Genomic DNA, 25,827 nt, shown 5'->3' on the forward strand with positions numbered 1-25,827 from the left:
GTGCGATCGGAATATGCCCCCCTCAGAGCACCCCCGGGAACCGCCATCCACGACCTCGCGACCCGCATCCGCCGGCTGCCGCCCTCCTGCGGTCCCGTACGCCTCGTCGGCGTCGACGGACACGCGGGCTCCGGGAAGACGACCTTCGCCGGGCGGCTGGCGGCGGCACTCGGCGGCGCACCCGTCCTGCACCTCGACGACATCGCCACCCACGAGGAGCTCTTCGCCTGGACCGGGCGCCTGCTGCGGGAGGTCGTCGAACCCCTCGGCCGCGGCGAGGACGCGCGCTACCGGCCCTACGACTGGCGGGAGCGGCACTTCGGGACGGCCAGGGCGCTGCCGCCCGCGCCCGTCGTCCTGATGGAGGGGGTCGGCGCCGGCCGCCGGGAGCTGCGCCCGCACCTCGCGGCGCTGCTGTGGATGGAGCTGCCCCGCGAGGAGGCATGGACGCGTGGGCGGGGACGGGACGGAGCGGCCCAGGAGGAGTTCTGGGACGGGTGGGTCACGGCGGAACACCGGCACTTCGCGCAAGACCCCTCCCGGCCCTTCGCGCAGCTTCTGGTACGACAGCGGCCCGAGGGCTACGAGGTGCTGCTGGGGCCTGCTGGTACCGCGGAATCGGACCACTTGCTCACTCACGGTGACGGACCGTCCGCAGTGTGCTGAACTTGTGAAGAGCCTTGCGGCCGAACTTCTCCAAGTGCTCCAACTCGGCTTGACCGGGGGGCCGTACAGGTCTTACGTTCTGAATGTGCGGCCGTTCGAGGCCGCCCTCAGACGCGAAGCCCCCGGTTGTTCCCCCGTGATCGGGGCTTCGTTCTGCTCCCGATCCAATTTCCGGACGCTTTGAGCCCTCATTTGCTCACCCTGGGTCACCGCCACGTGTGCGCCCCGTCCGCTCCCACCTCGCAGAACGAGGCGTGCGGCACCCTACGGCCGACCCCTGCTCCGCAGGTACGATGCCCTTCGGTGCGACTTCGGACGGCGGCTCTGCGCACCGGGCAACTCCCGTCCGCGGCACAGCGGTTCGACGAAGGCTGTCGGCGGGCACCGGCCCGGCGGCACACCCATCGGGGGCACGGTTTGTGGGGGACGTGATGGACTTCGGCACGCAGGGCCCACAGGCCCCGGCCGACCTCGCCTGGCTGCGGGGCGTCGACGCCTACACGATGGGCGCCTATCCACAGGCGGAGGAGGAGTTCCGCGACGCGGTCCGGATCGACCCGGGGATGGCCGACGGCTGGCTCGGGCTGCACGCGCTGCGCGTGGACACGACGACCGCGCTGCTGCGCATGTTCCGTCACCGGGACCGCTTCGGCGAACAGCGCTCCCGGCACCGCCGCACCCTCAACTCCTGGTACTGGCTGGGCTGGTGGGTGCAGCCCGTGCTGGAGAGCCCTCGCGACCTGCTCCTCGCGCACGCCTCGCACTGGCTCGACGGCCGGCACGTCCCGGAACTGGACCGGGCGCTCGCGAGCCTGCCGCCCGTCGACGCCGACCCGCAGGTGCGTTTCCTGCACGCCTGCCGCGCCTACCTGGTCAAGGACTGGGAGCAGCTGGTCCGGCACACGGACCCGCTGATCGACGACCCCATGCTCGGCATCGAGGCCGGCCTCTTCGGCGGGATGGCCCGGGTGCGCCTGGAGATGTACGGGCACGCCGAGCCGCTCCTGTCCTCGGCCCTGATGCGCTGCCGCAGCGAGCAGCCGCAGCGCAAGGAACTGCGCTACTGGCTGGCCCGGGCGCACGAGGGCACCGGGCGGTCCGCGGCCGCCCTGCCGCTCTACCGGGCCGTGCACCGGGTGGACCCGGCGTTCATGGACACCTCGGCAAGGCTGGCCGCGATCTCCGAGGGCGACGGGTACGACGACGCGGCCGACTTCGCGGCGATCACCCTCGCCGGGGTGGGGCAGGACGTGCTGGAGGGGCCGGACGGTGTGGACCCCCTCTTCGGCACGGAGGGACGGGAGTTGAAGCTCTCCGAGCCCGAGCCTCCGCCACCCGGGGCACCGCCTCCCGAGAGGGACCCGGTGCGGGAGAAGACCGTGATCCCGGTGCAGTCGCCGCCGACCGGGCCCACCGATCCGGCACTGCTGGAGGAGGCGCTCGCGGAGCTGGAGGGGATGGTCGGTCTCGAACCCGTCAAGCGCCAGGTGAAGGCGTTGTCCGCGCAGTTGAACATGGCGCGGCTCCGGGCCGGCCAGGGCTTACCCGTGCAGCCTCCCAAGCGCCACTTCGTCTTCTCCGGCCCCTCGGGCACCGGCAAGACCACGGTGGCCCGCATCCTGGGCCGGGTCTTCTACGCCCTCGGCCTGCTCGGCGGCGACCATCTCGTGGAGGCCCAGCGCGCCGATCTGGTGGGCGAGTACCTCGGCCAGACAGCCGTGAAGGCCAACGAGCTGATCGACTCGGCGATCGGCGGCGTCCTGTTCGTGGACGAGGCCTACTCGCTCTCCAACTCGGGCTACGGCAAGGGCGACGCGTACGGCGACGAGGCCCTGCAGGTGCTGCTGAAGCGGGCCGAGGACAACCGCGACCATCTCGTCGTCATCCTCGCCGGCTACCCCGAGGGCATGGACCGCCTGCTGGCCGCCAACCCGGGCCTGTCCTCCCGCTTCACGACCCGCGTCGACTTCCCCTCGTACCGTCCCCTCGAACTCACCTCCATCGGCGAGGTGCTGGCCGCCGACAACGGCGACGTGTGGGACGAGGAGGCGCTCGACGAGCTGCGCTCGATCGCCGGGCACGTGGTCGACCAGGGCTGGATCGACGAGCTGGGCAACGGCCGCTTCCTGCGCACCCTGTACGAGAAGAGCTGCGCGTACCGCGATCTGCGGCTCACCGGCTACCCCGGGACGCCGTCGCGCGACGACCTGTCGACCCTGCGGCTGCCGGATCTGATGCAGGCGTACGGGGAAGTGCTGTCCGGGCGGGGGCCGCAGGACCCGTCGGCTCTCTGACACCACGGCCCTGCCCACCGGAGGGGCCGCTCTCGCGGCCCTCCGGTTCGAGCGGGTCAGCCGGCCAGCGCCTGCTCCTGGGCCGCGCTCACGCGCGGCTCCGAGACACGCACCGGCTGCGGCGCCTCGCGGTGCGCCGGGTCGCGGACCTCGCCGACCAGGAGCTCCAGGACGTCCTCCAGGGCGACCAGGCCGAGCACCTTCCCGGACGCGTCGGCGACCTGGGCGAGGTGGGTCGCGGCGCGCCGCATCACCGTCAGGGCGTCGTCCAGCGGGAGTTCGGCCCGCAGGGTCGTCATGGGCCGCCAGACGTGCTGCGGCACCGCCCGCTGGGACTCCTCCAGGTCGAGTACGTCCTTCACGTGCAGGTAGCCCATGAAGGCGCCGTTCTCCGCGGCCACCGGGAAACGGGAGTAGCCGGTGCGGGCGGTGAGCGCGACGACCTGGCCGGGGGTGACCGAGGGACCCACGGTCACCAGGGAGGCCCGGCCGAGGAGGACGTCCGTGACCGGGCGGGAGCCCAGCTCCAGCGCGTCCTCCAGGCGCTCCTGCTCCTCGGGGTCGAGGAGCCCGGCCTGACCCGAGTCCTCCACCAGGCGGTTGAGCTGCTCGCTGGTGAAGACGGCCTCGACCTCGTCCTTGGGCTCGACGCGGAACAGCCGCAGGATCAGGCGCGCGCAGGCACCGAGGGCCACGGTGACCGGACGGCACAGGCGCGCGAAGGCGACCAGCCCCGGGCTGAGCCACAGCGCGGTCTTCTCGGGCGCCGCCATCGCCAGGTTCTTCGGGACCATCTCGCCGATGACGAGGTGGAAGAAGACGACGAGGGCGAGCGCGATGACGTAGCCGAGGGGGTGGATCATCCCCTCGGGCAGCCCGGCCGCCTCGAAGCCGGGCTCCAGGAGGTGGGCGACGGTGGGCTCGGCGACCGCGCCGAGGGTGAGGGAGCAGACGGTGATGCCGAACTGGGCGGCCGCCATCATCTGCGGAAGCCGCTCCAGGCCGTACAGCACCTGGCGTGCCCGGGCGGTCCCGAGCGGTTCGATCTGGCTGCGCCGTACGGAGACGAGCGCGAACTCGGCGCCGACGAAGAAGCCGTTGGCGAGCACGAGCAGGGCGGCGAACAGGAGTTGGAGCAGGGTCATCGGACCGCCTCCGCGACAGCCGGGGCGTCCGCGGTCCTGACCAGCCGGACACGCTCGGCGCGGTAGTGGCCGACCTGGCGTACCGACAGGCGCCAGCCCGGGAGTTCCGCCTTGTCACCGGGGGCCGGGATGCGGCCGAGCAGGTCGGCGACGAGGCCGGCGACGGTCTCGTACGGGCCTTCGGGCACGTCCAGGCCTATGCGCTGGAGGACGTCGACCCGGCAGCTGCCGTCGGCGTCCCACGCGGGCCGTCCGTCCTCCGGCGGCGCCGCCGCGAGTTCCGGCACGTCCTTGGCGTCGTGCTCGTCGCGGACCTCGCCGACGAGTTCCTCGACGATGTCCTCCAGGGTGACCACACCCGCCGTGCCGCCGTACTCGTCGACGACGACGGCGATCGGCTGCTGGCTGCGCAGCTGCTCCAGGAGCGGCTGCACGGGCAGGGTCTCCGGGACGAGCAGCGGTGCCTGGGCGATCCGGCCGACGGGGGTGCGCAGCCGGTCGTGCGAGGGCACCGCGAGGGCGTCCTTGAGATGGACCATGCCGACGATCTCGTCGATCCGCTCCCGGTAGACGGGGAACCGCGAGAGGCCGGTGGCCCGGGTGAGGTTGACGACGTCCTCGGCGGTCGCCGAGGACTGGAGCGCGCTGACCTTCACGCGCGGGGTCATGACGTGCTGCGCGGTCAGCTCGCCCAGGGACAGGGTCCGCACGAAGAGGTCGGCCGTGTCCTGTTCCAGCGCGCCGGCCTGGGCCGAGTGCCGGGCCAGCGAGACGAGCTCACCGGGGGTGCGGGCGGAGGCCAGCTCGTCGGCGGGTTCGACGCCGAGGGCGCGTACCAGCCGGTTGGCCACGGTGTTCAGCGCGGCGATCACCGGGCGGAACAGGCTGGAGAAGGCGTGCTGCGGGCCCGCGACGAAACGCGCGACCTGGAGCGGACGGGACACCGCCCAGTTCTTCGGGACGAGTTCGCCGATCACCATCTGCACCGCCGAGGCGAGCAGCATGCCGACGACCACGGCGACGCCGGAGACGGCGCCCTCGGGGACGCCGATCGCGGTGAAGGGTCCGTGCAGCAGTTCGGCGAGCGCCGGTTCGGCGAGCATGCCGACGACCAGCGAGGTGATGGTGATGCCGAGCTGGGTGCCGGAGAGCTGGAAGGACAGCTCCTTGAGCGCGTTCACGACCGTACGGGCGCGGCGGTCGCCGTCGGCCGCGGCGCGCTCGGCGTCGGGGCGGTCCACCGTGACGAGGCCGAACTCGGCCGCCACGAAGAAGCCGTTGGCGAGGATCAACAGGAACGCCGCCCCGAGGAGCAGCAGGGGGATGGTCATGATGCCGCCGCCTCGCTGTGTCGGGAGGGGGCGGCGCAGGTACTACAGGACGATCCGTCCATCGCTGGAGGGAGTCACTCCTCGGGTAGCAGGAGCCCCCGGGCACCGGTCGGAGCCACAGGGGCGGAGGCGCAACGAAAACGCCTCCGTCACCAGATTAATCAAGACACGGGCCGGAACGTCAGGGGAGAATCCCCCGAGCCCGCCCCGATTGTCTGTGAGACCGCTCTCGGTCTACCCCTCGGACTGCCCGGGGTCGTGGACCGCGTGGGCCTCGGCGAGGGCGCGCAGGGCGCGGGCGTCCTCGATGGCCCGCTGCTTGGCGATGCCGGGCTGGATGCCGAGGGCGGGCATGCTCGTGCCGTCGCTGAGGTCCAGGAACACCCAGGGATCGCCGGGACGCAGGTTGACCTGGAGGATCTCCGGCCATGCGAGGCGCCGCCTGCCGACGATGTTGACGACGGTCACCCCGGCGTCGTCGGCGACGACCTTGGGCCGGGCGAGCAGGAAGAGGACCGCGCACAGCAGCGCCGCGGTGAAGACGAAGCTCAGGCGCTCCCCCGGGCTGAGCTGCTCCAGGAGCATCGCGACGGTGGTGATGACCACGAAGATCGCGACGCCCGCGGTGAGCAGGACGGCCCGGGTGCGCGAGGGCCGGAAGGTGACAGGGAGCACGGGCAGTTGCGCCATGGGTGTGGTTCCGTCTCCCGGTCAGAGCCGGCAGGCGTGGATGGCGGTGGTCAGGATGGCGCGGGCGCCGAGCTCGTACAGGTCGTCCATGATCCGCTGGGCCTCCTTGGCGGGGACCATCGCGCGGACGGCGACCCAGCCCTCGTTGTGCAGCGGGGAGATGGTCGGCGACTCCAGGCCGGGGGTGAGCGCGACGGCCCGCTCCAGGTGCTCGGCGCGGCAGTCGTAGTCCATCATCACGTACGTCCGGGCGACCAGGACGCCCTGGAGGCGGCGCAGGAACTGCTGGACCTTCGGCTCGGTGGCCTCGTCCACGTCCGCGCCGACCCGCCGGACGACGACGGCCTCGGACTTCATGATGGGCTCGCCGAAGACCTCCAGGCCCGCGTTGCGCAGCGAGGTGCCGGTCTCGACGACGTCCGCGATGACCTCGGCGACGCCGAGTTCGATGGCGGTCTCGACGGCTCCGTCGAGGTGCACGACGGAGGCGTCGACGCCCTTGTCGGCGAGGTACTTGTCGACGATGCCCTCGTAGGAGGTGGCGACGGTCATGCCGGTGAGGTCCTCGACCGTCCCGGCCGTGCCCGGCTTGGTGGCGAAGCGGAAGGTGGAGCGGGCGAAGCCGAGCGGGAGGATCTCCTCGGCGTTGGCCCCGGAGTCGATGAGCAGGTCGCGGCCGGTGATGCCGATGTCGAGCCGCCCGGAGGACACGTAGATCGCGATGTCGCGGGGGCGGAGGTAGAAGAACTCGACCTCGTTGACCGGGTCGACGATGCGCAGCTCCTTGGACTCCCGGCGCTGCTGGTAGCCGGCCTCATGCAGCATCTCCGCCGCAGGGCCTGACAGGGAACCCTTGTTGGGGACGGCGATGCGCAGCATGAGGTCGGCTTCCTTTGTTCGTTCGTACGGTGCGGGAGCGGGAGGGACGGCTCAGAGGTGGGCGTAGACGTCGTCGAGGGAGATGCCGCGGGCGACCATCATCACCTGGACGTGGTAGAGCAGCTGCGAGATCTCCTCGGCGGCTGCCTCCTTGCCCTCGTACTCCGCGGCCATCCACACTTCGGCGGCCTCTTCGACGACCTTCTTGCCGATGGCATGGACCCCCTTCCCGACCAGTTCGGCGGTGCGGGAGGTGGCGGGGTCGCCGCTGGCGGCCTTGTGCTGGAGCTCGGTGAAGAGCTCCTCGAAAGTCTTCTTGGACATGGTGCTGCCTACCCTACGCGCAAGCGCCGGTGCCTCAGCGCCAGGGTTCGGATACCGAGCGCAGTGTGGCCGCGGTCGCCACGGCGGCCGTCACCGCCTCGTGGCCCTTGTCCTCGTGGGAGCCCTCGATGCCCGCACGGTCGAGCGCCTGCTCCTCCGTGTCGCAGGTCAGTACGCCGAAGCCGACGGGGACGCCGGTGTCGATGGAGACCTGGGTCAGTCCCTGGGTGACGCCCTGGCACACGTACTCGAAGTGCGGGGTCCCGCCGCGGATGACGACACCGAGCGCGACGATCGCGTCGTAGCCGCGGCCCGCGAGGACCTTCGCGACGACCGGGAGCTCGAAGCTGCCCGGGACCCGGAGCAGGGTCGGCTCGTCGATCCCCAGTTCGTGCAGGGCCCGCAGGGCGCCGTCCACGAGGCCGTCCATCACCTTTTCGTGCCACTGTGCCGCGATGACCGCGACGCGCAGGTCGCCGCAGTTGCGTACGGACAGTTCAGGTGCACCCTTGCCGCTCACGTCTCTCCTCAGCGTTCTTTCTCGTACTGCTCGTGCTGTTCGTGCTGTTCGGTGCTGCTACTGGTTGTTGCAGGCGGACACGGCGGTCGTGTCCAGCCAGGGCAGGTCGTGCCCCATCCGGTCCCGCTTGGTGCGCAGGTAGCGGAGATTGTGTTCGCCCGCCTGGACGGGCATCGGCTCCCGGCGGTTGACCTTCAGGCCGTGCCGCACGAGCGCCTCGGTCTTCTCCGGGTTGTTGGTCATCAGGCGCAGGCTGCGGACGCCGAGGTCCTGGAGGATCTGCGCGCCGGCGCCGTAGTCGCGGGCGTCCGCGGGCAGCCCCAGTTCCAGGTTGGCGTCGAGGGTGTCACGGCCGCGCTCCTGGAGTTCGTAGGCGCGCAGCTTGGAGAGCAGTCCGATGCCGCGCCCCTCGTGTCCGCGCAGGTAGACGACGACTCCGCGGCCCTCGGCCTGGATGTTGAGCAGGGACGCCTCCAGCTGGGGGCCGCAGTCGCAGCGCAGCGAGTGGAAGACGTCGCCGGTGAGGCACTCGGAGTGGATGCGGACGAGGACGTCCTCGCCCTCGCCGATGTCGCCGTGGACCAGGGCGACGTGCTCGACGCCGTCCACCGTGGAGCGGTAGCCGAACGCCGTGAACTCGCCGAAGGCGGTGGGCAGCTGGACCTCGGCCTCGCGGCGCACGGTCGGCTCGGCGGTGCGGCGGTAGGCGATCAGGTCCTCGATGGAGATGATCGTCAGGCCGTGCTTGCGGGCGAAGGGGATCAGCTCGGGCAGCCGCAGCATGTGGCCGTCCTCGCCGGCGATCTCGACGATCGCTCCCGCGGGGCGCAGCCCGGCGAGGCGGGCGAGGTCGACGGCGGCCTCGGTGTGGCCGTTGCGGACCAGGACGCCGCCGGGCCTGGCGCGCAGCGGGAAGATGTGGCCGGGGCGCACGAAGTCGCCCGCCTCGGAGCCGCCGTCCGCGAGCAGCCGCAGGGTGGTGGCGCGGTCGGCCGCGGAGATGCCGGTGGTCACGCCGTGCGCGCCGCTCGCGTCGACGGAGACGGTGAAGGCCGTCTTCATCGACTCGGTGTTGTCGTCCACCATCTGCGGGAGCTGGAGGCGGTCGAGTTCGTCGCCCTCCATGGGCGCGCAGATCAGACCGCGGCACTCGCTCATCATGAAGGCGACGATCTCGGGGGTCGCCATCTCGGCCGCGATGACGAGGTCGCCCTCGTTCTCGCGGTCCTCGTCGTCGACGACCACGACCGGGCGGCCGGCCGCGATGTCGGCGATGGCCCGCTCGACCGGGTCGAGCGCGAAGTCCTCGATGTTGTCGGTGCTGTACCAGACGGGCGCCGTGGTCATGCCGGGGCTCCTTCCAGAGTGGGCCGCGCATCCCGGCGGGAGCGCAGCCACCAGTCGCGCATGCCCCACAGGACGAGCGCGCCGTAGACGACGTAGACGAAACCGGAGAAGGCGAAGCCGTTGGCGAAGTTGAGGGGGACGCCAACCAGGTCGACGAGCAGCCAGGCGAACCAGAACTCGACCATGCCGCGCGCCTGGGCGTACATGGCGACGACGGTGCCGACGAAGATGTACGCGTCCGGCCAGGGGTCCCACGAGAGCGTGGGGTAGGCCGTGAAGAGGCCGCCGACCGCGAGGGTGCCGGCCGCTGCGGCGCCGACCAGGCAGGCGCGTTCGCGCCAGGTGGCGAAGCGGATGGCGACGGAGCCGTCCTGCGCCTGTCCCCGGCCGCGGTTCCACTGCCACCAGCCCCAGAGGGCGACCACCATGACCACGACCTGCTTGCCGGCGCTGCCGGTGAAGTGGGCCGTGGCGAAGGCGGCGAACAGGATGACGCCGGACAGGAACTGCACGGGCCAGGTCCATATGGAGCGCCGCCAGCCGAGGGCGAGGGCGATCAGACCGATCGTGTTGCCGATCATGTCGGACCACTTGATGTGCTGGTCGAACAGCGTGAACGCCTCGGAGTTCAGCCAGTTCACGACGTCACCCCGGGGAGGCCGGGCAGCCCGGCCGGCTGCTCCGCCCGCGCGCCGAGCAGCCGCTCGACGTACTTGGCGATGATGTCGACCTCGAGGTTGACCGGGTCGCCGGCCTGCTTGAGGCCGAGCGTGGTCAGCGCGAGGGTGGTGGGGATGAGGCTGACGGTGAAGTGGGCGGGGCCCGCCTCGACCACGGTGAGGCTGATGCCGTCGACCGTGATGGAGCCCTTCTCGACCACGTACCGGGAGAGGCCCGCGGGCAGGGAGATCTTCACGATCTCCCAGTTCTCGGAGGGCCGGCGCTCCAGGACCGTGCCGGTGCCGTCGACGTGGCCCTGCACGATGTGGCCGCCGAGACGGGCGCCGACGGCGGTGGGGCGTTCGAGGTTGACACGCGATCCGACGGACAGGGCGCCGAGACCGGAGCGGTCCAGGGTCTCCGCCATCACGTCGGCGGTGAACTCGCCGCCCTCGTGGTCCACGACGGTCAGACAGACGCCGTTCACCGCGATGGAGTCGCCGTGCTGGGCGTCCTGAGTCACGACGGGTCCGCGGAGCCTGAAGCGGGAGGCGTCGCCGAGGTTCTCGACGGCGGTTACCTCGCCCAGCTCTTCGACGATTCCGGTGAACACTTCCCGGGTCCTCCCTGCCTCTTGGGGCACGGACTCCGGGGCCTGTCGATGACGACAGAATCAACGGACGACGACATCAGGGGCGACGCCGGACGGAAGTCCGTCCACGAGGGAACGGACCTACTACGGCGGCGTGCATGATGCCCGCCCGCCGCGCACTGCCTCCCATCCGGACTTTCACCGTCGGTCCAGGAATTTCACCTGGTCAACCGGCCACTGGATGCGGCCGGGTCGCGGACTGTAACCGCCGGTTCGGAATTACACCGACCCCGGAGTGCGCTGCTTCTGGTACAGGGCCAGTGTGCCACGACTGATCCGCACCCATGCGGGTGAACCCCTGTGTGGTGGCTCACAGGACGTTTCCATGGACTTCTGCGCGCGGCTCGGGCCAGGTCAACTCCGTTACGGGTGACGGGTTCCGCGTTTGGTCCATACCTATTGACGCTCTGGTCTAGTCCTCTTAGGGTCGGCGATCACGGCCTCGTTGAGCCCGGCCCCCGAACGGCCCGGCGGCGGTGACGAAAGGCCCTTGCCCGCCGCCGGGTCCCACCATGGAGAGGGCGGCCCGGGAAGCGACCGGGACGCCGGACCGGCGGGCCCGGCCGGGGATGTCACATTTCACGGCCGCTTTCCCGTCCTGTCGGTGCGAGGGCGTTCCAGTCGGGGACGCCCGGCGTCCGGAAGGCTGAACGACATGAGCACAGTCCTGGTGACCGGCGGCACCGGAACCCTCGGCCGGCTCGTCACCGAGCGGCTGCGGGCGGGCGGCCACGAGGTGCGGGTCCTCAGCAGGCACGCGCAGCCGTACGCCGTCGACCTGCGCGCCGGCGGGCCCGGCCTGGACGCGGCCGTCGCCGGTGTGGACACGATCGTGCACTGCGCGAGTGCCCCGCGCGGTGACGAGCAGGCGGCCGCGCACCTCGTCGCGGCGGCCCGGAAGGCGGGTGTGCCGCATCTGCTCTACATCTCGATCGTCGGGGTGGACGCGGTGCCGCTCGGCTACTACCGGTCCAAGCTCGCCGTCGAGAAGCTCGTCGAGGAGTCGGGGCTCGGCTGGACGATCCTGCGCGCGACCCAGTTCCACGACCTGGTGGTACGACTGCTCGACGGGCTGTCCAAGGTGCCGGTGCTGCTGCTTCCGGCCGGGGTGAGCGACCAGCCCGTCGAGGTCTCCGAGGTCGCCGACCGGCTGGTCGAACTGGCGGTCGGGGCTCCGGCGGGGCGCGTCGAGGACATGGGCGGGCCCGAGGTCCGGACGTTCCCCTCGCTGGCGCGGGCGTACCTGCGGGCCACCGGGAAGCGGCGCCCGATGGTGGGGGTGCGGCTCGCGGGCAAGGCGTACCGGGGCATGCGGGCCGGGGGCCACCTGACCCCGGAACACGCGGTCGGGAAGGGCACCTTCGAGGAGTACCTGGCGCGCCGCTTCTGAGCGGTCCGGCCCGCCCCTCGCCGACCCCCGGGGTTCGCCCGTACGCCGCCTTCCCTGCCGAGGGTCCCCGTACGGAGCTCGGGGACCGGCATAGCGGTGCGAGGCGGGCGCCGATGCGTCGGCGCGAGCTCGGGCAACCAGGCCCGCCACGCCAGCCCGGGAACTCAACGCGTCAGCCCGGGCCAGGGGACCCGGCGCGTCAGCCCGGGCTAGGGGACCCGGCGCGTCAGCCCGAGGCCGGGGGCCCAGCAAGTCAGAAGCCCGGAACCCTGTGCGTCAGCCCGAGCCCCGGAACCCAGCACGCCAGAAGCCCGGAACCCGGTGCGTCAGCCCGAGGCCGGGGACCCGGCCCGTCAGCCCGAGGCCGGGACCCCAGCCCGTCAGCGAGCCCGGAACCCGCGCGTCAGGCCGAGCCCCCGGGGGCCCGGCCCGTCAGCGCGAGTCGGGAAACGACCGCGTCAGTGCGAGCCCGGGAACGGCGTCGGCCGGCCCCCCGGCGGGAACAGCGCGTCCTGGGCGCCGTCGCGGGCCGTCAGGAGCGCGCCGCGCAGGACGGCCGCTCCGCCGAGGGAGCTCGCCCGGACCTCCGTCGGCAACGGCGACATACGCACGAGCCGCCGCGACACCCGCGCGGCCAGCGCCTGCCCGCCCGCCTGCCCGGTCTCGCCGCCGAGGACCACGCAGCCGGGGTCCAGCACGGCGATGACGGACGCGGCGCCGATGGCGACGCGGTCGGCGAGGACGTCGAGGAACCGGTCGGCTCCCGGGTCACCGGGGGTCGCCACCGCCCGCCGCACCAGCGCCGCGGCGTGCGGCTCGTGCGGCGGCGCGTCCGCGGTGACGCCGTGCTCGGCCGCGAGGGCGGCGATGGCGGCGGACCCGGCGAGGGAGTGGAAGCCGCCCTCGCAGTCGGTCGCCGAGGGCAGGGTCGTGGTGCCCGGCACCGGCAGGAAACCGATCTCGCCCGTGCCGCCGGAGGCCCCGCGGCGGAGGGCGCCGTCGAGCACGACGGCGGCACCGGTGCCGTGGCCGAGCCAGAGCAGTACGAAGGTCTCGCGGTCGCGGGCCACCCCGTCGCGCTGCTCGGCGAGGGCCGCGAGGTTGGTCTCGTTCTCCACCAGGACCCGGGCCGGCAGGCGTTCCTGGAGGGCCGCGATCAGCCGCCGGTGCCACTCGGGCAGGCCCGAGGAGTCGCGCAGTTCACCGGAGGCCGGATCGATCAGGCCGGGGGCGCCGATGCCGACCGTGTGCAGCCGTTCCGCGCCGGCCTCCTTGGCCGTACGTTCCACCAGGGAGACGGCCTGCTCCACGGCGGCGCCCGTCCCCGCGTCGCCAGCGATCGGGAGCGACGCCCGCCCGAGCTCGGTGCCGAGCAGGTCGGCGACGACGACCGTGACCCCCTCGGTCCTGACGTCGAGGGCGGCGAGCTGCGCCCGGTCGGCGACGATGCCGTACACCCGGGCGTTCGGGCCGCGGCGCTGTTCCCCGGACTCCCCCACGACCGCGATCAGACCGGCGGCGGTGAGGCGTTCGACGAGGTCGGCGACGGTGGGCCGGCTCAGTCCCGTGAGCTGCTTCAACCGGCCGGCCGTCAGGGGGCCCTCCTGCTGCAGGAGCCGCAGGGCGAGCCGGTCGTTGATGGCCCGGGCGGTGCTCGGAGATGCGGGCATGCCGGGATCCTTCCAGATGCGGAGGGCCCGCGGCCCCGGGCCACCGGCTCTGCATCGTCTATTTATCAGGCAGGGTTCCTGATAGTTTACGTCGGCAGCACGGGAGGACGTCCGGGAGGGGCAGCGACAGCATGAGCGAAGTGATCTACGACAAGCGCGAGTTGAGGCGGGCGCGGTACGCCGTGGCCGCCGTGTTCGCGGTGCACGGCGCGGTCACCGGCTCCTTCGCCACGCGCGTGCCGTGGATCCAGGACCACGCCGGCATCGGTGCGGGCCAGCTCGGCATCGCGCTCGCGTTCCCGGCGATCGGGGCGTCCGTGGCCATGCCGCTCGCGGGCTGGATCACGCACACCTTCGGCGCCCGCACGGCCCTGCGCGGGCTGCTCGCCCTGTGGACGCTCTCACTGGTCCTGCCGGCCCTCGCGCCGAACCTGCTCACGCTGTGCCTCGCGCTCTTCACGTACGGGGCCACGGCGGGGATGGCGGACGTGGCCATGAACGCGCTCGGGGTCGAGGTCGAGAACCGCCTCGACCGGTCGATCATGTCCGGGCTGCACGGCATGTGGAGCGCGGGCGCCCTGGCCGGTTCGGCGGCCGGCACCCTCGCCGCGCACCTCGGCTCGGACGCGCGCCTGCACCACGTGCTGGCGTCGGCGGTGCTGACCGTGCTCGGCCTGGTCGCCTGCCGATGGGTGCTCGACCTCAAGCCCACGGAGGACGAGGAGCCGCCGCCGCGGTTCGCGCTGCCGCCCAAGTCGGCGCTGCTCATCGGCGCGGTCGGGTTCTGCGCGGTGTTCGCCGAGGGCGCGAGCCTGGACTGGTCGGCGGTCTATCTGCGGGATCAGCTGGACACCTCGGCGGGGCTCGCGGCGGCCTCCACGACCGGCTTCACGCTCACCATGGCGATCGCGCGGCTCGCCGGCGACAAGGTCGTGGACCGCTTTGGGGCGGTGCGCACCGTGCGCGTCGGGGGCGTCCTCGCCACGCTCGGCGGTCTGCTGGTGGTGTTCGCGGGGAATCCGGCCGCCGCGATGGCCGGCTTCGCCCTGATGGGCCTCGGCATCGCGGTCGTCGTGCCGCTGGCGTTCGCCGCGGCGGGCCGCAGCGGCCCCAACCCCAGCCTGGCCATCGCGGGCGTCGCCACCATCACCTACACCTCCGGGCTGGTGGCGCCCAGCGCGATCGGCACGCTGGCGCAGGCGACCAGCCTGATGGTGTCGTTCGGCCTGGTGACCGTGCTGGCCTGCGGCCTCGCCGTCTTCGCGGGCGTCCTGCGCGCCGGAGACCGCAACCGCGCGCAGGTCAGTCCCCCGAGCGCAGCAGTTCCCGGCCCACGGTCCTGAACCGCGCGGTCCACGGCGTCGGGCGCAGCGTGCCGGCGTCGAGCCGGACGAGCACCCGGATGCCCTGCGCGTAGGTCACGGCGCCGTCGGCCGAGCAGAAGCGGAAGCCGTACGTCAGTCCGGTGTTCCCGAGTCGCTCCAGCCAGAGGTGGACGGCGTACTCGCCGGGCCGGTCCACCGGGGCCTCGTAGCTGATGCGCAGTTCCCTGACCGCATTGCAGAAGTCACCCGCCGCCTCCCAGTCGCCCTCGAAACCGAAGCCGCGCTCGTGCCAGAAGGCGGTCCAGGCGCGCTCGACCAGGACGGGATAGCGGGCGTTGTGGAGCAGTCCGAGCGCGTCCAGGTCGTCGAAGTGGACGGTGACGGGGACGAGCCGGCCGTGGGTCGGGGCGGGTACGGCGGGCGGTGCTTCGACGGTCACGGGCGGGGCTCCTGAGGGTGCCGGACGGAACGGTGGAACCGCCCCATACTAAGCAACCGCTCAGCAGCCCCCGACGGGGCGGTGCAGGTCAGCCCGCTATCGAGTCCAGCTGCTCCGCGGCGGGCCGCAGCTCCCAGAGGTCTCCGCCGGGCGGTGTCTCCAGCCGTGGCAGCGCCGCGCGGGCGGCCCGGTCCCCCGCGTCGGCGGCCGCGTGCACGACGTCGCTCGCGGCGAAGCGGTGGAACTCCAGCTCCGGGTACGGCCAAGGCCGCGCCCCCGTCGCGGCGGGCAGCAGGAAGTCGACCGCCTTGAACAGGCTCTGCCCGTCCGGCCCTTCGTACGCCCAGAGGTTCACGCCGACGTGCCGGCCGACGGCCGCGAGCCGGGTGTAGGCGACCAGGTCGAAGGTCGAATAGTGCCAGCTGCGGGTGCGGGCGAGCTCCTGCGGCTGGCTGCCGTCGGCGGCGATCTGCGGGTCGATGCGCGCGGACCGGGCGTCCAGGACGGTCCGCCGGGCGAGGTCCCGGTCGCCGGTCGCACTGGCGAGGGCGGCGAGCAGCAGGTCGTAGAACGTGCCGTGGTTGTTCTTCGCCGCGCCCTCCTCCTTGCCGAAGGCGCTGTCGGTCAGCCAGTCGCGGAACCCGGTGTTCCAGTCGCGCATCGCGGACCGGTCGCCCTTCGTCCAGCCGGGGGCGCCCGTGTCCAGGATCGCGACGGCGTCGAGCACGCTGGTGTACGACTGCGAGAAGTCGATGATGCCGATGGCCCGGCCGTCGTACCGGCAGGGGATGAACTGCCCGTGGTCCAGGTTCGGGTTCATCCGGGTGTCGGGGGCGAGGAACCAGGTCCGCAGCACCGAGGCCGCCTTCTCGGCGTACCGCCGCTGTCCCGTGTAGTACCAGGCCAGGGACAGGTCGTAGGCGGAGTCGAAGACCTTCTCCGCGTCCTGCCGGTCGGTGCCGGTGTCGACCTCGGGATTGCGCTGCCCGTCCCGCTGGACGTAGGGGCAGCCCCAGGGGTTGTCCGCGGTCCTGGGCTGCGAGGGCCACCAGTACGGGGCCTGGCTCAGGTAGTCGTGCACGTCGCCGCCGGGCGCCGGGCGGGGTTTGTCGACGACCGTCCAGGGACCCTGGTCCAGCCAGCCGTCGGCGCGGGCCGTAAGGCTCCGCAGCGCGCGCACGAGCCGGGGATCGCCGCGGTCCAGCCGGGCCTTGGCCCGCTGGAGTCCGGCACCGTCCAGGACGACGGTCCCCGGGACCCGGGGCGCCGGGTGGGCCGTGGCGGAGGGGGTGACGCCGGCGGCGAGGGCGGCCACGGCCACCAGGACGACGCCCAGGCGCGATCGTGCACGCATCGAGCACTCCGATCAGATATATGAACGCAGTTCACGAGTGGGATTGGGTGAGCGTAGGACCCCCGCACAGCCATGACAATGGTCCGGACACATTCACGTACGAAGAAAGCGAAGCCTCACCATGGATCTCGGCGTGCGCTGGAAGCTGCACGGTGACGGGCGTACGCCCGCACCCGGAGCGGTGGTCCGCCCCGACGAACGCCTGTCGTGGCCCCGCACGTTCGGGCTCGGCGCCCAGCACGTGGTGGCGATGTTCGGGGCGTCCTTCGTGGCACCCGTGCTGATGGGCCTCGACCCCAACCTCGCGATCATGATGTCCGGCGTCGCGACCGTCATCTTCCTGCTCGCGACCCGCGGCCGGGTGCCCAGCTACCTCGGCTGCTCCCTGTCCTTCGTGGGCGTCGCCGCGGTGATCCGCGCCCAGGGCGGCACGAGCGCCACGGTGACCGGCGCGGTCCTCGTGGTGGGCGTCGCGCTGTTCCTCGTGGGGCTGGCCGTGCAGCGGTTCGGGGCGCGGATCATCCACGCGGCCATGCCGCCGATCGTCACCGGCGCGGTCGTCATGCTGATCGGCTTCAATCTCGCGCCCGTGACGGCCACCACCTACTGGCCGCAGGACCAGTGGACGGCGCTCCTCGTCATGCTGTTCACGGGTCTGGCCGTGGTGTGCCTGCGTGGATTCTGGTCCCGCGTGGCGATCTTCCTGGGCCTGGTCTTCGGCTACGCGATCTCGTGGGTCTTCGACCGGGTCTTCGGGCGGATCCACTCCGTGGACGCGAGCGGCAAGCTCACCGACCATTGGCGGCTCGACCTCTCCGGGGTCGGCTCCGCGGACTGGATCGGCCTGCCCTCCTTCCACGGGCCGAGCTTCCAGTGGTCGGCGATCCTCGTCGCGCTGCCGGTGGTGATCGCGCTGGTCGCCGAGAACGCCGGGCACGTGAAGGCCGTCGGCGAGATGACCGGCGACCCGCTGGACGACAAGCTGGGCACCGCGATCTCCGCGGACGGCGTCGCCTCCGTGCTCTCCACGGCCGTCGGCGGCCCGCCCAACACCACGTACTCCGAGAACATCGGCGTGATGGCCGCGACCCGCGTCTACTCGACGGCCGCCTACTGGGCCGCCGCCGGTTTCGCGCTCCTCTTCGGCCTGTGCCCCAAGTTCGGCGCGGTCGTCGCCGCGATCCCGGGTGGCGTCCTCGGCGGCATCACCGTGATCCTGTACGGCATGATCGGCCTGCTCGGCGCGCAGATCTGGCTGAACGCGGGTGTCGATCTGCGCAACCCGCTGAACCTGGTGCCGGCCGCCGCGGGCATCATCATCGGCGTCGGCGACGTCACCATGACCTTCACCGACACCTTCTCGCTGAGCGGCATCGCGCTCGGCACCCTCGTCGTGATCACCGGCTACCACGCCCTGCGGGCCATGGCCCCGGCCCACCTCAGGACGCAGGAGCCGCTGCTCGACTCCGGCACCTCGTCCTACGACGCCGCGGACGCAACGGCGGAACCGGAGCCCGCCAGGAAGCGGCACGCCGACTCCTAGGCCTGCGCGGCCCGGAAGGTCCCCGAAGTGCCGCCGCGGCGCCGGGCACGCACGGCTGAGGCGGGACGCTTCGCCCACTCCCCCGGTGGGCGCCGTTCCCCCGTTCTGGGGAAGCGTCCGGCCCGGCGGCCCCGCCGCCGGGCCGGGACTGGCACCCTGCCCCCATGGCGCAGTTGGAAGTGTTCACCGGACCTGTCGACGCGGTCGTCCTCCGTATGCGCGCCCTCGACGCGGACCTGCCGGAGCGGGACGGCGTCGCCGTCTTCAACCGCGTCTACCTCGCCGTCACCGAGGAGGTGGCCCGGCGCCTGGGCACCGGGCACTTCCCCGACGCCGAGGCCGCGACCGCTCTCGACGTGCGGTTCGCGCAGCGCTACCTGGCGGTGGCCGAGGAGGAGCACCGGCCCGCCTGCTGGCGGCCGCTGTTCCAGTTCCGCCGCCATCCCGGCGTACGGCCGCTGCAGTTCGCGCTGGCGGGCATCAACGCGCACATCGGGCACGACCTGGCGTTCGCGGTGGTGGACACCTGCCGTGGCCTCGGCTGCGAACCGGCCGATCTGGAGGACGAGTTCGAGCGCGTGGGTGATCTCCTCGTCTCGCTGGAGGAGCGGATTCGCGAGGAGCTGATGCCGGGCCCCGACCTGCTGCAGATCGCCGACCCGCTCACGCATCTGCTCGGCTCCTGGAGCCTGGAGCGGGCCCGCGACGCCACGTGGTCGGCGGCCCGCGCCCTGTGGGCCCTGCGCGGACTCCCGGACCTGGCCGAGGAGTTCGGCCGGCGGCTCGACGCGGCGGTGGGCCTGACGGGCCGCATGCTGCTCACGCCACTGCCGGACTGAAGCCCGCCCGGCCGGGCCCCGTACCGGGGGCGGGGAACCGGCCGGCTCCCCGCCCCTGTGCGGTCAGTCCTCGGGCAGTTCCACGGGCGCGATCTCGTCGTAGACGTCGCCGGGGCCCGGGTTGGTCGGGTCGGTGGCGCCGCCCAGCTGGCGCATCACGCCCCAGACCGCGTTCAGCGCGGTCTGCACGGCGCCCTCGGCCCAGCCGGCCGTCCAGGAGATGTCGTCGCCCGCGAGGAAGATCCCGCGCTTGTCCTCGGGCAGCCGGTCCTGCATGAAGTGGGTGAACAGGCGCCGCTGGTAGCGGTAGTGGCCCGGCAGGTTGGCCTTGAACGCGCCCATGAAGTAAGGCTCGTTCTCCCAGGACACGGTCACCGGGTTGCCGATGATGTGCTTCCGGATGTCGACCTTCGGGTAGATCTCGCCGAGAGACTTGAGCATGACCTCCATCCGCTCGTTCGCGGACAGCGGCAGCCACTTCAGGCTGTCGTCGCACCAGGTGTACGACAGGCAGATGACCGCCGGCTTGTCGGGGCCGTCGTCCAGGAGGTACGTGCCGCGCGTCATCCGGTCGGTGAGCGTCATCGACATGACGTCGCGGCCAGTCGGATCTCCGTTGTCGTCGACGGCCTTGTCCAGCCAGAACGGCCGGTCGACCGGCACGAAGAGCTTGCTCGACTCCATGTAGTGCGTGCGCTCGATCGCCGTCCAGTGGTCGATCGGGAAGAGCGAGTCGTCGCAGGCGATCTTCGAGAGCAGCATCCAGGACTGGGCGGTGAAGATCGCCGCCCGGTACGTGCGGATGTCGCCCTTGGCGTCCGTGACGGTGATCCGGTTGCCAGCGGTGCGGCCGAGCCGGGTCACGGCCGGGCGCGGGTCACCGCCGTGCAGCGTCGCGAGCGAGGTGCCGTACGCCCAGTGCACGATCTTCTCCGGCTCGCGCTCCCACAGGCGCAGCGGCAGCTGCTGGGAGCCCCCGACGATGCCGCGGTGGTGGTCGTCGGCCTCGGTGTAGACGACGCGCAGGATCTCCAGGATGGAGTTCGGGAAGTCGGTGTCCCAGCCGCCGGTCCCGAAGCCGACCTGGCCGAAGATCTCGCGGTGCCGGAAGGACTTGAAGGCGTCGGAGTCGCAGAGGAAGCCGTAGAAGGTCTGGTTGTCGAGCTTCTCGACGAGCTTGGACCAGATCTCGCGGATGCGCGGGACGTCGCGCTCGCGCATGGCCTGGTTCATGTCGGAGAAGTCGGCGCCGTCCTCCAGGCAGGCGTTCCACGCGGCGGCGACCTGGCGGTACACCTCGGGCAGGTCCTCGACCGTCTCGGCGTAGTGCGACTCGCCCTTGAGGTCGACCACGGTCGACGGCGTGGACTCGGCCAGCGGGTTCGGGAACGGCCGGGTCTCCAGGCCCACCAGGTCGATGTAGTGCTGGAGGGCGGTGGAGGACGGCGGGAAGCGCATGGCGCCCATCTCGGCCGTGAGGGAGGGGTCGCAGCCCTCGAAGCCGACGGTGCGCAGCCGGCCGCCGATCTGGTCGGCCTCGTACACGACGGGCTTGAGGCCCATCTTCATCAGCTCGTACGCGGCCACGATGCCGGAGAGGCCGCCGCCGATGACCGCGACCTCGGTGCCGTGCTCGGTGGCGGGTATCTGGCCGAGGCCCGCGGGGTGCGCGAGGAAGTCGTCGTACGCGTACGGGAAGTCCGGGCCGAACATGGTGATCGGCGGCTGCTGCGCGTCGGCGTGGGGGACGGCGGTGGGCACCGTGGACGTCATGGGGTACGGACTCCTTGCGGGAAAGCTGGGTGCGGGGAGAGGGCGGCGGCAGGACTCAGACGAGCGACCCGTAGAGGCCGGGGCGGCGGTCCTTCAGGTACGGGTTCGCCTCGCGTGAGGCCGCGAGGAGGACGGGGTCGGCGTCGGCGACGACCAGTTCCTCGCCGCGGCCCGCCCGGGTACGGGCGACTCCGTCGGGGCCGGCCAGCACGGACAGCCCGACGAACTCGAACTCCCCTTCCCGGCCCGCGCGGTTGACGTAGGCGACGTACATCTGGTTCTCGAAGGCCCGCACGGGGACGACGGACTCGGCGACGAACTGGAAGGGGTGCATCTGCGCGGTCGGCACCAGGAGGAGGTCGGTGCCGGCCAGGGCGTGCGCCCGGACGTTCTCCGGGAACTCGACGTCGTAGCAGATCATGAGGCCGACCCGCAGTCCGCCGAGGTCGGCCTGGACCGGGGGCTGGTCGCCCGGGGTGAAGTGGTCGCGCTCGAAGCAGCCGAAGAGGTGGGTCTTGCGGTAGTTCGCCAGGGGGCCGTCGGCGGTGACCAGCTGGACGGAGTTGTAGACCCGCTCGCCGTCGCGCTCGGGATAGCCGTAGGCGACGGCGACGCCGTGCCGGGCGGCGATCGCGGTGATCGCGTCGGCGGAGGCGCCGTCGGCGGGCTCGGCGAGGCGGGCGATGTCGTCGCCGATCGCGTAGCCGGTCAGGAACATCTCCGGTGCGACGAGCAGCCCGGCGCCCGCGGCGGCGGCACGGCCCGCGGCGTCGTCGAGAACCTTGATGTTCTCGTCGACGGAGCCGGGGCGGCCGGAGCTCTGGAGCAGGGCTGTGCGCATGCGTGTTCCTCACCGGGACGGAGGGGGTTCGGGGGGCGGGCGACCAGCGAGGTCGCCCCGATAGACGGTACGGTCGCCGGGCTCGGCGGGACAAGGAGCAGCCGTTGCGCGCCGGTGAACGATTCGTTGCGTACGGGCGGGGTCCGACGGCGATTCGTTGCGCGCCTCGGGGCGCGGGCCGTCGTCTTCGCCGGGGGCGTGTCCGCGGAGGGTCCCCGGGGGGCCTGCGACGGGCCGGACCGCACTCCGGTACCGGCCCGTACGCGACCGGCGCACTAGCGTCCCGGCGACCGACCGGACGCGGCCCAGGTGGCACCCGGCTCAGTCCCGCCCCCGTGACCCGTCGGCCCCCGTCCTAGGTCGGCGAGCCCGACGAGAAGCGCCTCAGCAGCGGTGACAGGACGAGCACGGACTTGGTCCGCTCCACGAAGGACTCGCCCGCGATCCGCTCAAGGACCCGCTCGAAGTGCCGCATGTCCGAGGCGAAGACCTGGACGACCGCGTCCGCCTCCCCGGTGACGGTGGAGGCGGCCACGACCTCTTGGTAGCGCTCCAGGCCCCGCTGGATGGTCTCCGGCGAGGTGTTGCGCCGGCAGTAGATCTCGACGAACCCCTCGGTCTCCCAGCCGAGCGCCGCCGGGTCGACCCGGACGGTGAACCCGGTGATCGCCCCGGTGGCCCGCAGCCGGTCCACGCGCCGCTTCACGGCGGGGGCGGACAGGCCGACCAGTTGCCCGATGTCGGCGTAGGAGCGGCGGGCGTCCTCGGCGAGGGCGTGCACGATGCGTTCGTCGAGATCGTTCAGCAAGGCGGGTGGTTCACTTCTCTGGGATGGCTGCGGTGTCAGCGATGGCCGGGGAGCCGGGGGAGGCCAGCTTCGAGCGCCGGTGGCCGTAACTGAAGTAGAACACGAGCCCGACGGCCATCCAGACCCCGAAGACCACCCAGGTGACGGCCGAGAGGCTGCACATCATCCAGACGCAGAACGCGAAGCCGAGCACGGGCAGCAGCGGCGACAGCGGCACCCGGAACGTGCGGTCCATCTCCGGGCGGGTGCGGCGCAGCACCACGACCGCGATGTTGACCAGCGCGAAGGCGAAGAGCGTGCCGATGCTGGTGGCGTCGGCGAGCTGACCGAGCGGGATCGCGGCGGCGAGGACACCGCAGAACAGCGAGACGATCACCGTGTTGGCGCGGGGCGCGCCGGTCCTCGGGTGGACGCGGGAGAAGACCTTGGGCACGAGCCCGTCGCGCGACATGGCGAAGAGGATGCGGGTCTGGCCGTAGAGGACGGTGAGGACCACGCTGGCGATGGCGATGACGGCGCCGGCAGCGAGCAGGGTGCCCCAGACGGTCTGCCCGGTGACGTCCTTCATGATCCCGGACAGCGCGGCCTCCGAGTCGCCGAACCCCTGCCAGGGCATGGCGCCGACCGCGACGGCCGCGACGACGACGTACAGCGCCGTCACGATGACGAGCGAGAGCATGATCGCGCGCGGCAGGTCGCGCTGGGCGTTCTTCGCCTCCTCGCCCGCGGTGGAGGCGGCGTCGAAGCCGATGTAAGAGAAGAAGAGCGTGGCTCCGGCGGCGCTGACGCCCGCCATGCCGAGCGGCATGAAGTGCTCGTAGTTGCCGGACCGGAAGCCCTGGACGCCGATCGCGCAGAACATCAGCAGCGCGGCGATCTTCACGACCACCATGATCGTGTTGGCGCGGGCCGACTCCTTGGCACCGCCCAGCAGGAAGGCCATCGCCAGCAGGACGACGATGAGCGCGGGCAGGTTGAAGACGCCGCCGTCGCCGGGCGGCGCGGAGAGGGCGTCCGGGATGGTGACGCCGACCGTGCCGTCGAGCAGTTCGTTCAGGTACTCGCCCCAGCCGACGGCGACGGCCGCGACCGAGACGCCGTACTCCAGGACGAGACACCAGCCGCAGATCCAGGCGATCAGCTCGCCCATCGTTGCGTACGCATACGAGTACGAGGACCCGGAGACCGGGATGGTGCCCGCCAGCTCGGCGTAGGAGAGCGCCGAGAACAGGGCCGTGAGTCCGGCAATCACGAAGGACAGCGTGACCGCGGGACCGGCCTTGGGGACGGCCTCGCCGAGGACGACGAAGATGCCGGTGCCGAGGGTGGCACCGATGCTGATCATGGTCAGCTGCCAGAGGCCGAGGGAGCGGCGCAGGGTGCCGCCCTCTCCCTGGCCGCCCTCGGCGACCAGGCGTTCCACCGGCTTGCGCCGCATGAGGCGGGCGCCGAGTCCGGGGGACGGTGGGCCGGAGGGGGTCCGGGACTGCGGGGGTGCGCCTTGGTCGAGCACGCTGGCTCCTTCATCGCTGCCGGTCGGGCGGGCTGGGACCGGCGGCATCCCCGGACGACGGGGACCCACCGAGCGGGGTCCCCGCCACACCATGTACAGCGCTCGACCCTATGAGCCGGGGCTTCACGGGCGTAATGCAGCAACCTTGCGCGTCTCCGCAAGATCGTTGCGTTCCTCGCGGTGCAGCGCACGTTCGTTGCGCGGGGGCTTTCGACCGTTGCGCGGCGTTCCCGGAAGGCCTCCGGGCGGGGTGCCGCCCTCCCCCGCGCCGGCCCGTCGGGGGGTACGCCGACGGCCCCCGTGGTCGCTCCACGGGGGCCGTCCGGGGTGACGGTGTGTCAGTTCCAGCTGGCGTGCAGCGGCTTGCCCTCGGCGTAGCCGGCGGCGCTCTGGATGCCGACGATGGCCTTCTCGGCGAACTCCTCCAGGGAGTTGGCGCCCGCGTAGGTGCAGGACGAGCGGACGCCCGCGATGATCGAGTCGATCAGGTCCTCGACCCCGGGCCTGGCCGGGTCGAGGAACATGCGCGAGGTGGAGATGCCCTCCTCGAACAGCCCCTTGCGGGCGCGGTCGTAGGCCGACTCCTCGCTCGTCCGGTTCTTGACGGCGCGGGCCGACGCCATGCCGAACGACTCCTTGTAGAGGCGCCCGTTGGCGTCCTGCTGGAGGTCGCCCGGCGACTCGTAGGTGCCCGCGAACCAGGAACCGATCATGACGTTGGACGCACCGGCGGCCAGCGCCATGGCGACGTCGCGCGGGTGACGGACACCGCCGTCGGCCCAGACGTGCTTGCCGTACTTCTTCGCCTCGGCGGCGCACTCCATGACCGCGGAGAACTGCGGGCGGCCGACGCCGGTCATCATGCGGGTCGTGCACATGGCGCCGGGGCCCACACCGACCTTGATGATGTCCGCGCCCGCCTCGACGAGGTCCCTTACGCCCTCGGCGGCGACGATGTTGCCCGCTGCGATCGGGACCTGCGGGTCCAGGGCGCGCACCGTCCTGATGGCGGCGATCATCGACTCCTGGTGGCCGTGCGCGGTGTCGATGACGAGGGTGTCGACGCCCGCGTCGAGGAGCTGCTTCGCCTTGCCGGCCACGTCGCCGTTGATGCCCACGGCGGCGGCGATACGGAGCCTGCCCTGCGCGTCGGTCGCCGGGGTGTAGAGCGTCGCGCGCAGGGCGCCCTTGCGGGTGAGGATGCCCGCGAGCCTGCCGTCCTTGTCGACGGCCGGGGCGTACCGGCGGTTGGCGCCGTCGAGGCGGTTGAAGGCCTCGCGCGGCTCGATGTCCGCGTCGAGCAGCAGCAGGTCCCTGGACATGACCTCGGAGAGCTGCGTGAAGCGGTCGACGCCGGAGAGGTCGGTGTCGGTGACCACGCCGACCGGGCGGCCGTCGCCGTCCACGACGACGCCCGCGTTGTGCGCCCGCTTCGGCAGCAGGGCCAGCGCGTCGGCGACGGTCTGGTGGGGGGCCAGGATGATCGGGGTGTCCAGCACCAGGTGGCGTCCCTTGACCCAGGAGACGACCTCGGTGACGACCTCGATCGGGATGTCCTGCGGAATGACGACGAGGCCACCGCGACGGGCGACGGTCTCGGCCATCCGGCGCCCGGCGATCGCGGTCATGTTGGCGACGACGAGCGGGATGGTGGTGCCCGTGCCGTCCGGCGAGGCGAGGTCCACGCCCTGGCGGGAACCGACCGCTGAGCGGCTCGGCACCATGAAGACGTCGTCGTACGTCAGGTCGTACGGGGGCTGGATGTCGTTGAGGAAACGCACGTGCTGCACATCCCAGTCGATCAGAGGTGGCCCCCGGACAGGT

General features: G+C 72.2%; 23 protein-coding genes and 1 riboswitch. Of the genes, 6 read left to right on the forward strand and 17 right to left on the reverse strand.

The genetic code is table 11. From position 1 onward, the window contains the following. The gene (locus tag ACFYQQ_RS36665) at positions 1-666 is read left to right on the forward strand and encodes a uridine kinase (RefSeq protein ID WP_388906866.1); all 666 of its coding nucleotides are present in this window, start codon (positions 1-3) and stop codon (positions 664-666) included. A gap of 431 nt (positions 667-1,097) precedes the next feature. Next, positions 1,098-2,960, forward strand: coding sequence for an AAA family ATPase (locus ACFYQQ_RS36670; RefSeq protein ID WP_356166456.1), 1,863 nt, complete (start codon positions 1,098-1,100; stop codon positions 2,958-2,960). Between the two features lie 56 nt (positions 2,961-3,016). Here the strand turns inward: ACFYQQ_RS36670 and ACFYQQ_RS36675 are convergent, their stop codons facing one another. From ACFYQQ_RS36675 to ACFYQQ_RS36715, 9 genes are all read right to left on the reverse strand, one after another. Next, positions 3,017-4,105: a hemolysin family protein gene (locus ACFYQQ_RS36675; protein WP_355784821.1), complete on the reverse strand. Its 1,089-nt coding sequence runs from the start codon at positions 4,103-4,105 to the stop codon at positions 3,017-3,019. Continuing rightward, complete coding sequence (locus ACFYQQ_RS36680) at positions 4,102-5,436, reverse strand: hemolysin family protein (RefSeq protein ID WP_356166459.1); 1,335 nt, start codon at positions 5,434-5,436, stop codon at positions 4,102-4,104. The genes ACFYQQ_RS36675 and ACFYQQ_RS36680 overlap by 4 nt, the downstream gene beginning before the upstream one ends. A gap of 234 nt (positions 5,437-5,670) precedes the next feature. Further along, positions 5,671-6,126 carry a PH domain-containing protein gene (locus ACFYQQ_RS36685; RefSeq protein WP_355791323.1) on the reverse strand — a complete coding sequence of 152 codons (456 nt, stop codon included), beginning with the start codon at positions 6,124-6,126 and terminating at the stop codon, positions 5,671-5,673. A gap of 21 nt (positions 6,127-6,147) precedes the next feature. Further along, positions 6,148-7,005 carry an ATP phosphoribosyltransferase gene (gene hisG / locus ACFYQQ_RS36690; protein WP_355791320.1) on the reverse strand — a complete coding sequence of 286 codons (858 nt, stop codon included), beginning with the start codon at positions 7,003-7,005 and terminating at the stop codon, positions 6,148-6,150. A gap of 51 nt (positions 7,006-7,056) precedes the next feature. Then, entirely contained in the window at positions 7,057-7,329 is a 273-nt protein-coding gene (locus tag ACFYQQ_RS36695; protein ID WP_119106228.1) for a phosphoribosyl-ATP diphosphatase, read from the reverse strand. 34 nt (positions 7,330-7,363) lie between these two features. Next, positions 7,364-7,849, reverse strand: coding sequence for a 6,7-dimethyl-8-ribityllumazine synthase (ribH, locus tag ACFYQQ_RS36700; RefSeq protein WP_055517738.1), 486 nt, complete (start codon positions 7,847-7,849; stop codon positions 7,364-7,366). 57 nt (positions 7,850-7,906) lie between these two features. Then, a complete protein-coding gene (locus ACFYQQ_RS36705; protein ID WP_355791315.1) occupies positions 7,907-9,196 on the reverse strand; it encodes a bifunctional 3,4-dihydroxy-2-butanone-4-phosphate synthase/GTP cyclohydrolase II in 1,290 nt (429 codons plus the stop codon). Continuing rightward, complete coding sequence (locus ACFYQQ_RS36710; protein ID WP_356166465.1) at positions 9,193-9,837, reverse strand: nicotinamide mononucleotide transporter family protein; 645 nt, start codon at positions 9,835-9,837, stop codon at positions 9,193-9,195. Before ACFYQQ_RS36710 ends, ACFYQQ_RS36705 begins: the two co-directional genes overlap by 4 nt. Beyond that, positions 9,834-10,469 (reverse strand): riboflavin synthase, encoded by a 636-nt coding sequence (locus ACFYQQ_RS36715; RefSeq protein WP_355790218.1) that lies wholly within the window; start codon positions 10,467-10,469, stop codon positions 9,834-9,836. Before ACFYQQ_RS36715 ends, ACFYQQ_RS36710 begins: the two co-directional genes overlap by 4 nt. Before the next feature lie 151 nt (positions 10,470-10,620). Then, a riboswitch (FMN riboswitch) is annotated at positions 10,621-10,751 on the reverse strand. Between the two features lie 412 nt (positions 10,752-11,163). Here ACFYQQ_RS36715 and ACFYQQ_RS36720 point away from each other — a divergent pair. Next, on the forward strand, positions 11,164-11,898 hold the full coding sequence (locus ACFYQQ_RS36720; RefSeq protein WP_355790221.1) for an NAD(P)H-binding protein: 735 nt from the start codon (positions 11,164-11,166) through the stop codon (positions 11,896-11,898). 458 nt (positions 11,899-12,356) lie between these two features. On the opposite strand, the gene ACFYQQ_RS36725 is transcribed toward ACFYQQ_RS36720, so the two are convergent. Next, positions 12,357-13,568, reverse strand: a complete 1,212-nt coding sequence (locus ACFYQQ_RS36725; protein WP_356166471.1) for an ROK family transcriptional regulator — start codon at positions 13,566-13,568, stop codon at positions 12,357-12,359. Positions 13,569-13,699: 131 nt separating this feature from the next. On the opposite strand from ACFYQQ_RS36725, the gene ACFYQQ_RS36730 reads away from it, so the two are divergent. Beyond that, complete coding sequence (locus ACFYQQ_RS36730; RefSeq protein ID WP_388906876.1) at positions 13,700-14,911, forward strand: MFS transporter; 1,212 nt, start codon at positions 13,700-13,702, stop codon at positions 14,909-14,911. On the opposite strand, the gene ACFYQQ_RS36735 is transcribed toward ACFYQQ_RS36730, so the two are convergent. After that, entirely contained in the window at positions 14,871-15,332 is a 462-nt protein-coding gene (locus tag ACFYQQ_RS36735; protein ID WP_355794926.1) for a hotdog domain-containing protein, read from the reverse strand. The two genes, ACFYQQ_RS36730 and ACFYQQ_RS36735, sit on opposite strands and share 41 nt — an antisense overlap. An 88-nt stretch (positions 15,333-15,420) precedes the next feature. After that, positions 15,421-16,686, reverse strand: a complete 1,266-nt coding sequence (locus ACFYQQ_RS36740) for an alginate lyase family protein (RefSeq protein ID WP_356242182.1) — start codon at positions 16,684-16,686, stop codon at positions 15,421-15,423. A gap of 121 nt (positions 16,687-16,807) precedes the next feature. Between ACFYQQ_RS36740 and ACFYQQ_RS36745 the strand changes: the two genes are divergently transcribed. Together ACFYQQ_RS36745 and ACFYQQ_RS36750 are read left to right on the forward strand one after the other, a co-directional pair. Continuing rightward, positions 16,808-18,229 carry a solute carrier family 23 protein gene (locus ACFYQQ_RS36745; RefSeq protein WP_355794696.1) on the forward strand — a complete coding sequence of 474 codons (1,422 nt, stop codon included), beginning with the start codon at positions 16,808-16,810 and terminating at the stop codon, positions 18,227-18,229. Between the two features lie 164 nt (positions 18,230-18,393). Next, complete coding sequence (locus tag ACFYQQ_RS36750; RefSeq protein WP_355791270.1) at positions 18,394-19,068, forward strand: DUF5995 family protein; 675 nt, start codon at positions 18,394-18,396, stop codon at positions 19,066-19,068. 63 nt (positions 19,069-19,131) lie between these two features. On the opposite strand, the gene ACFYQQ_RS36755 is transcribed toward ACFYQQ_RS36750, so the two are convergent. The 5 genes from ACFYQQ_RS36755 to ACFYQQ_RS36775 all read right to left on the reverse strand — a co-directional run bounded on the left by ACFYQQ_RS36755 (position 19,132) and on the right by ACFYQQ_RS36775 (position 25,784). Next, positions 19,132-20,841 (reverse strand): NAD(P)/FAD-dependent oxidoreductase, encoded by a 1,710-nt coding sequence (locus tag ACFYQQ_RS36755; protein WP_355791273.1) that lies wholly within the window; start codon positions 20,839-20,841, stop codon positions 19,132-19,134. Positions 20,842-20,896: 55 nt separating this feature from the next. After that, complete coding sequence (locus ACFYQQ_RS36760) at positions 20,897-21,682, reverse strand: carbon-nitrogen hydrolase family protein (RefSeq protein WP_355791276.1); 786 nt, start codon at positions 21,680-21,682, stop codon at positions 20,897-20,899. A gap of 355 nt (positions 21,683-22,037) precedes the next feature. Further along, complete coding sequence (locus ACFYQQ_RS36765) at positions 22,038-22,490, reverse strand: Lrp/AsnC family transcriptional regulator (RefSeq protein WP_037621108.1); 453 nt, start codon at positions 22,488-22,490, stop codon at positions 22,038-22,040. Between the two features lie 10 nt (positions 22,491-22,500). Next, on the reverse strand, positions 22,501-24,003 hold the full coding sequence (locus tag ACFYQQ_RS36770) for an amino acid permease (protein ID WP_355791044.1): 1,503 nt from the start codon (positions 24,001-24,003) through the stop codon (positions 22,501-22,503). A 338-nt stretch (positions 24,004-24,341) separates the two neighbouring features. Continuing rightward, on the reverse strand, positions 24,342-25,784 hold the full coding sequence (locus ACFYQQ_RS36775) for a GuaB1 family IMP dehydrogenase-related protein (protein WP_355791053.1): 1,443 nt from the start codon (positions 25,782-25,784) through the stop codon (positions 24,342-24,344). Positions 25,785-25,827 lie beyond the last annotated feature (43 nt).

Source organism: Streptomyces sp. NPDC005496 (assembly GCF_042872045.1).
GTDB lineage: Bacteria > Actinomycetota > Actinomycetes > Streptomycetales > Streptomycetaceae > Streptomyces.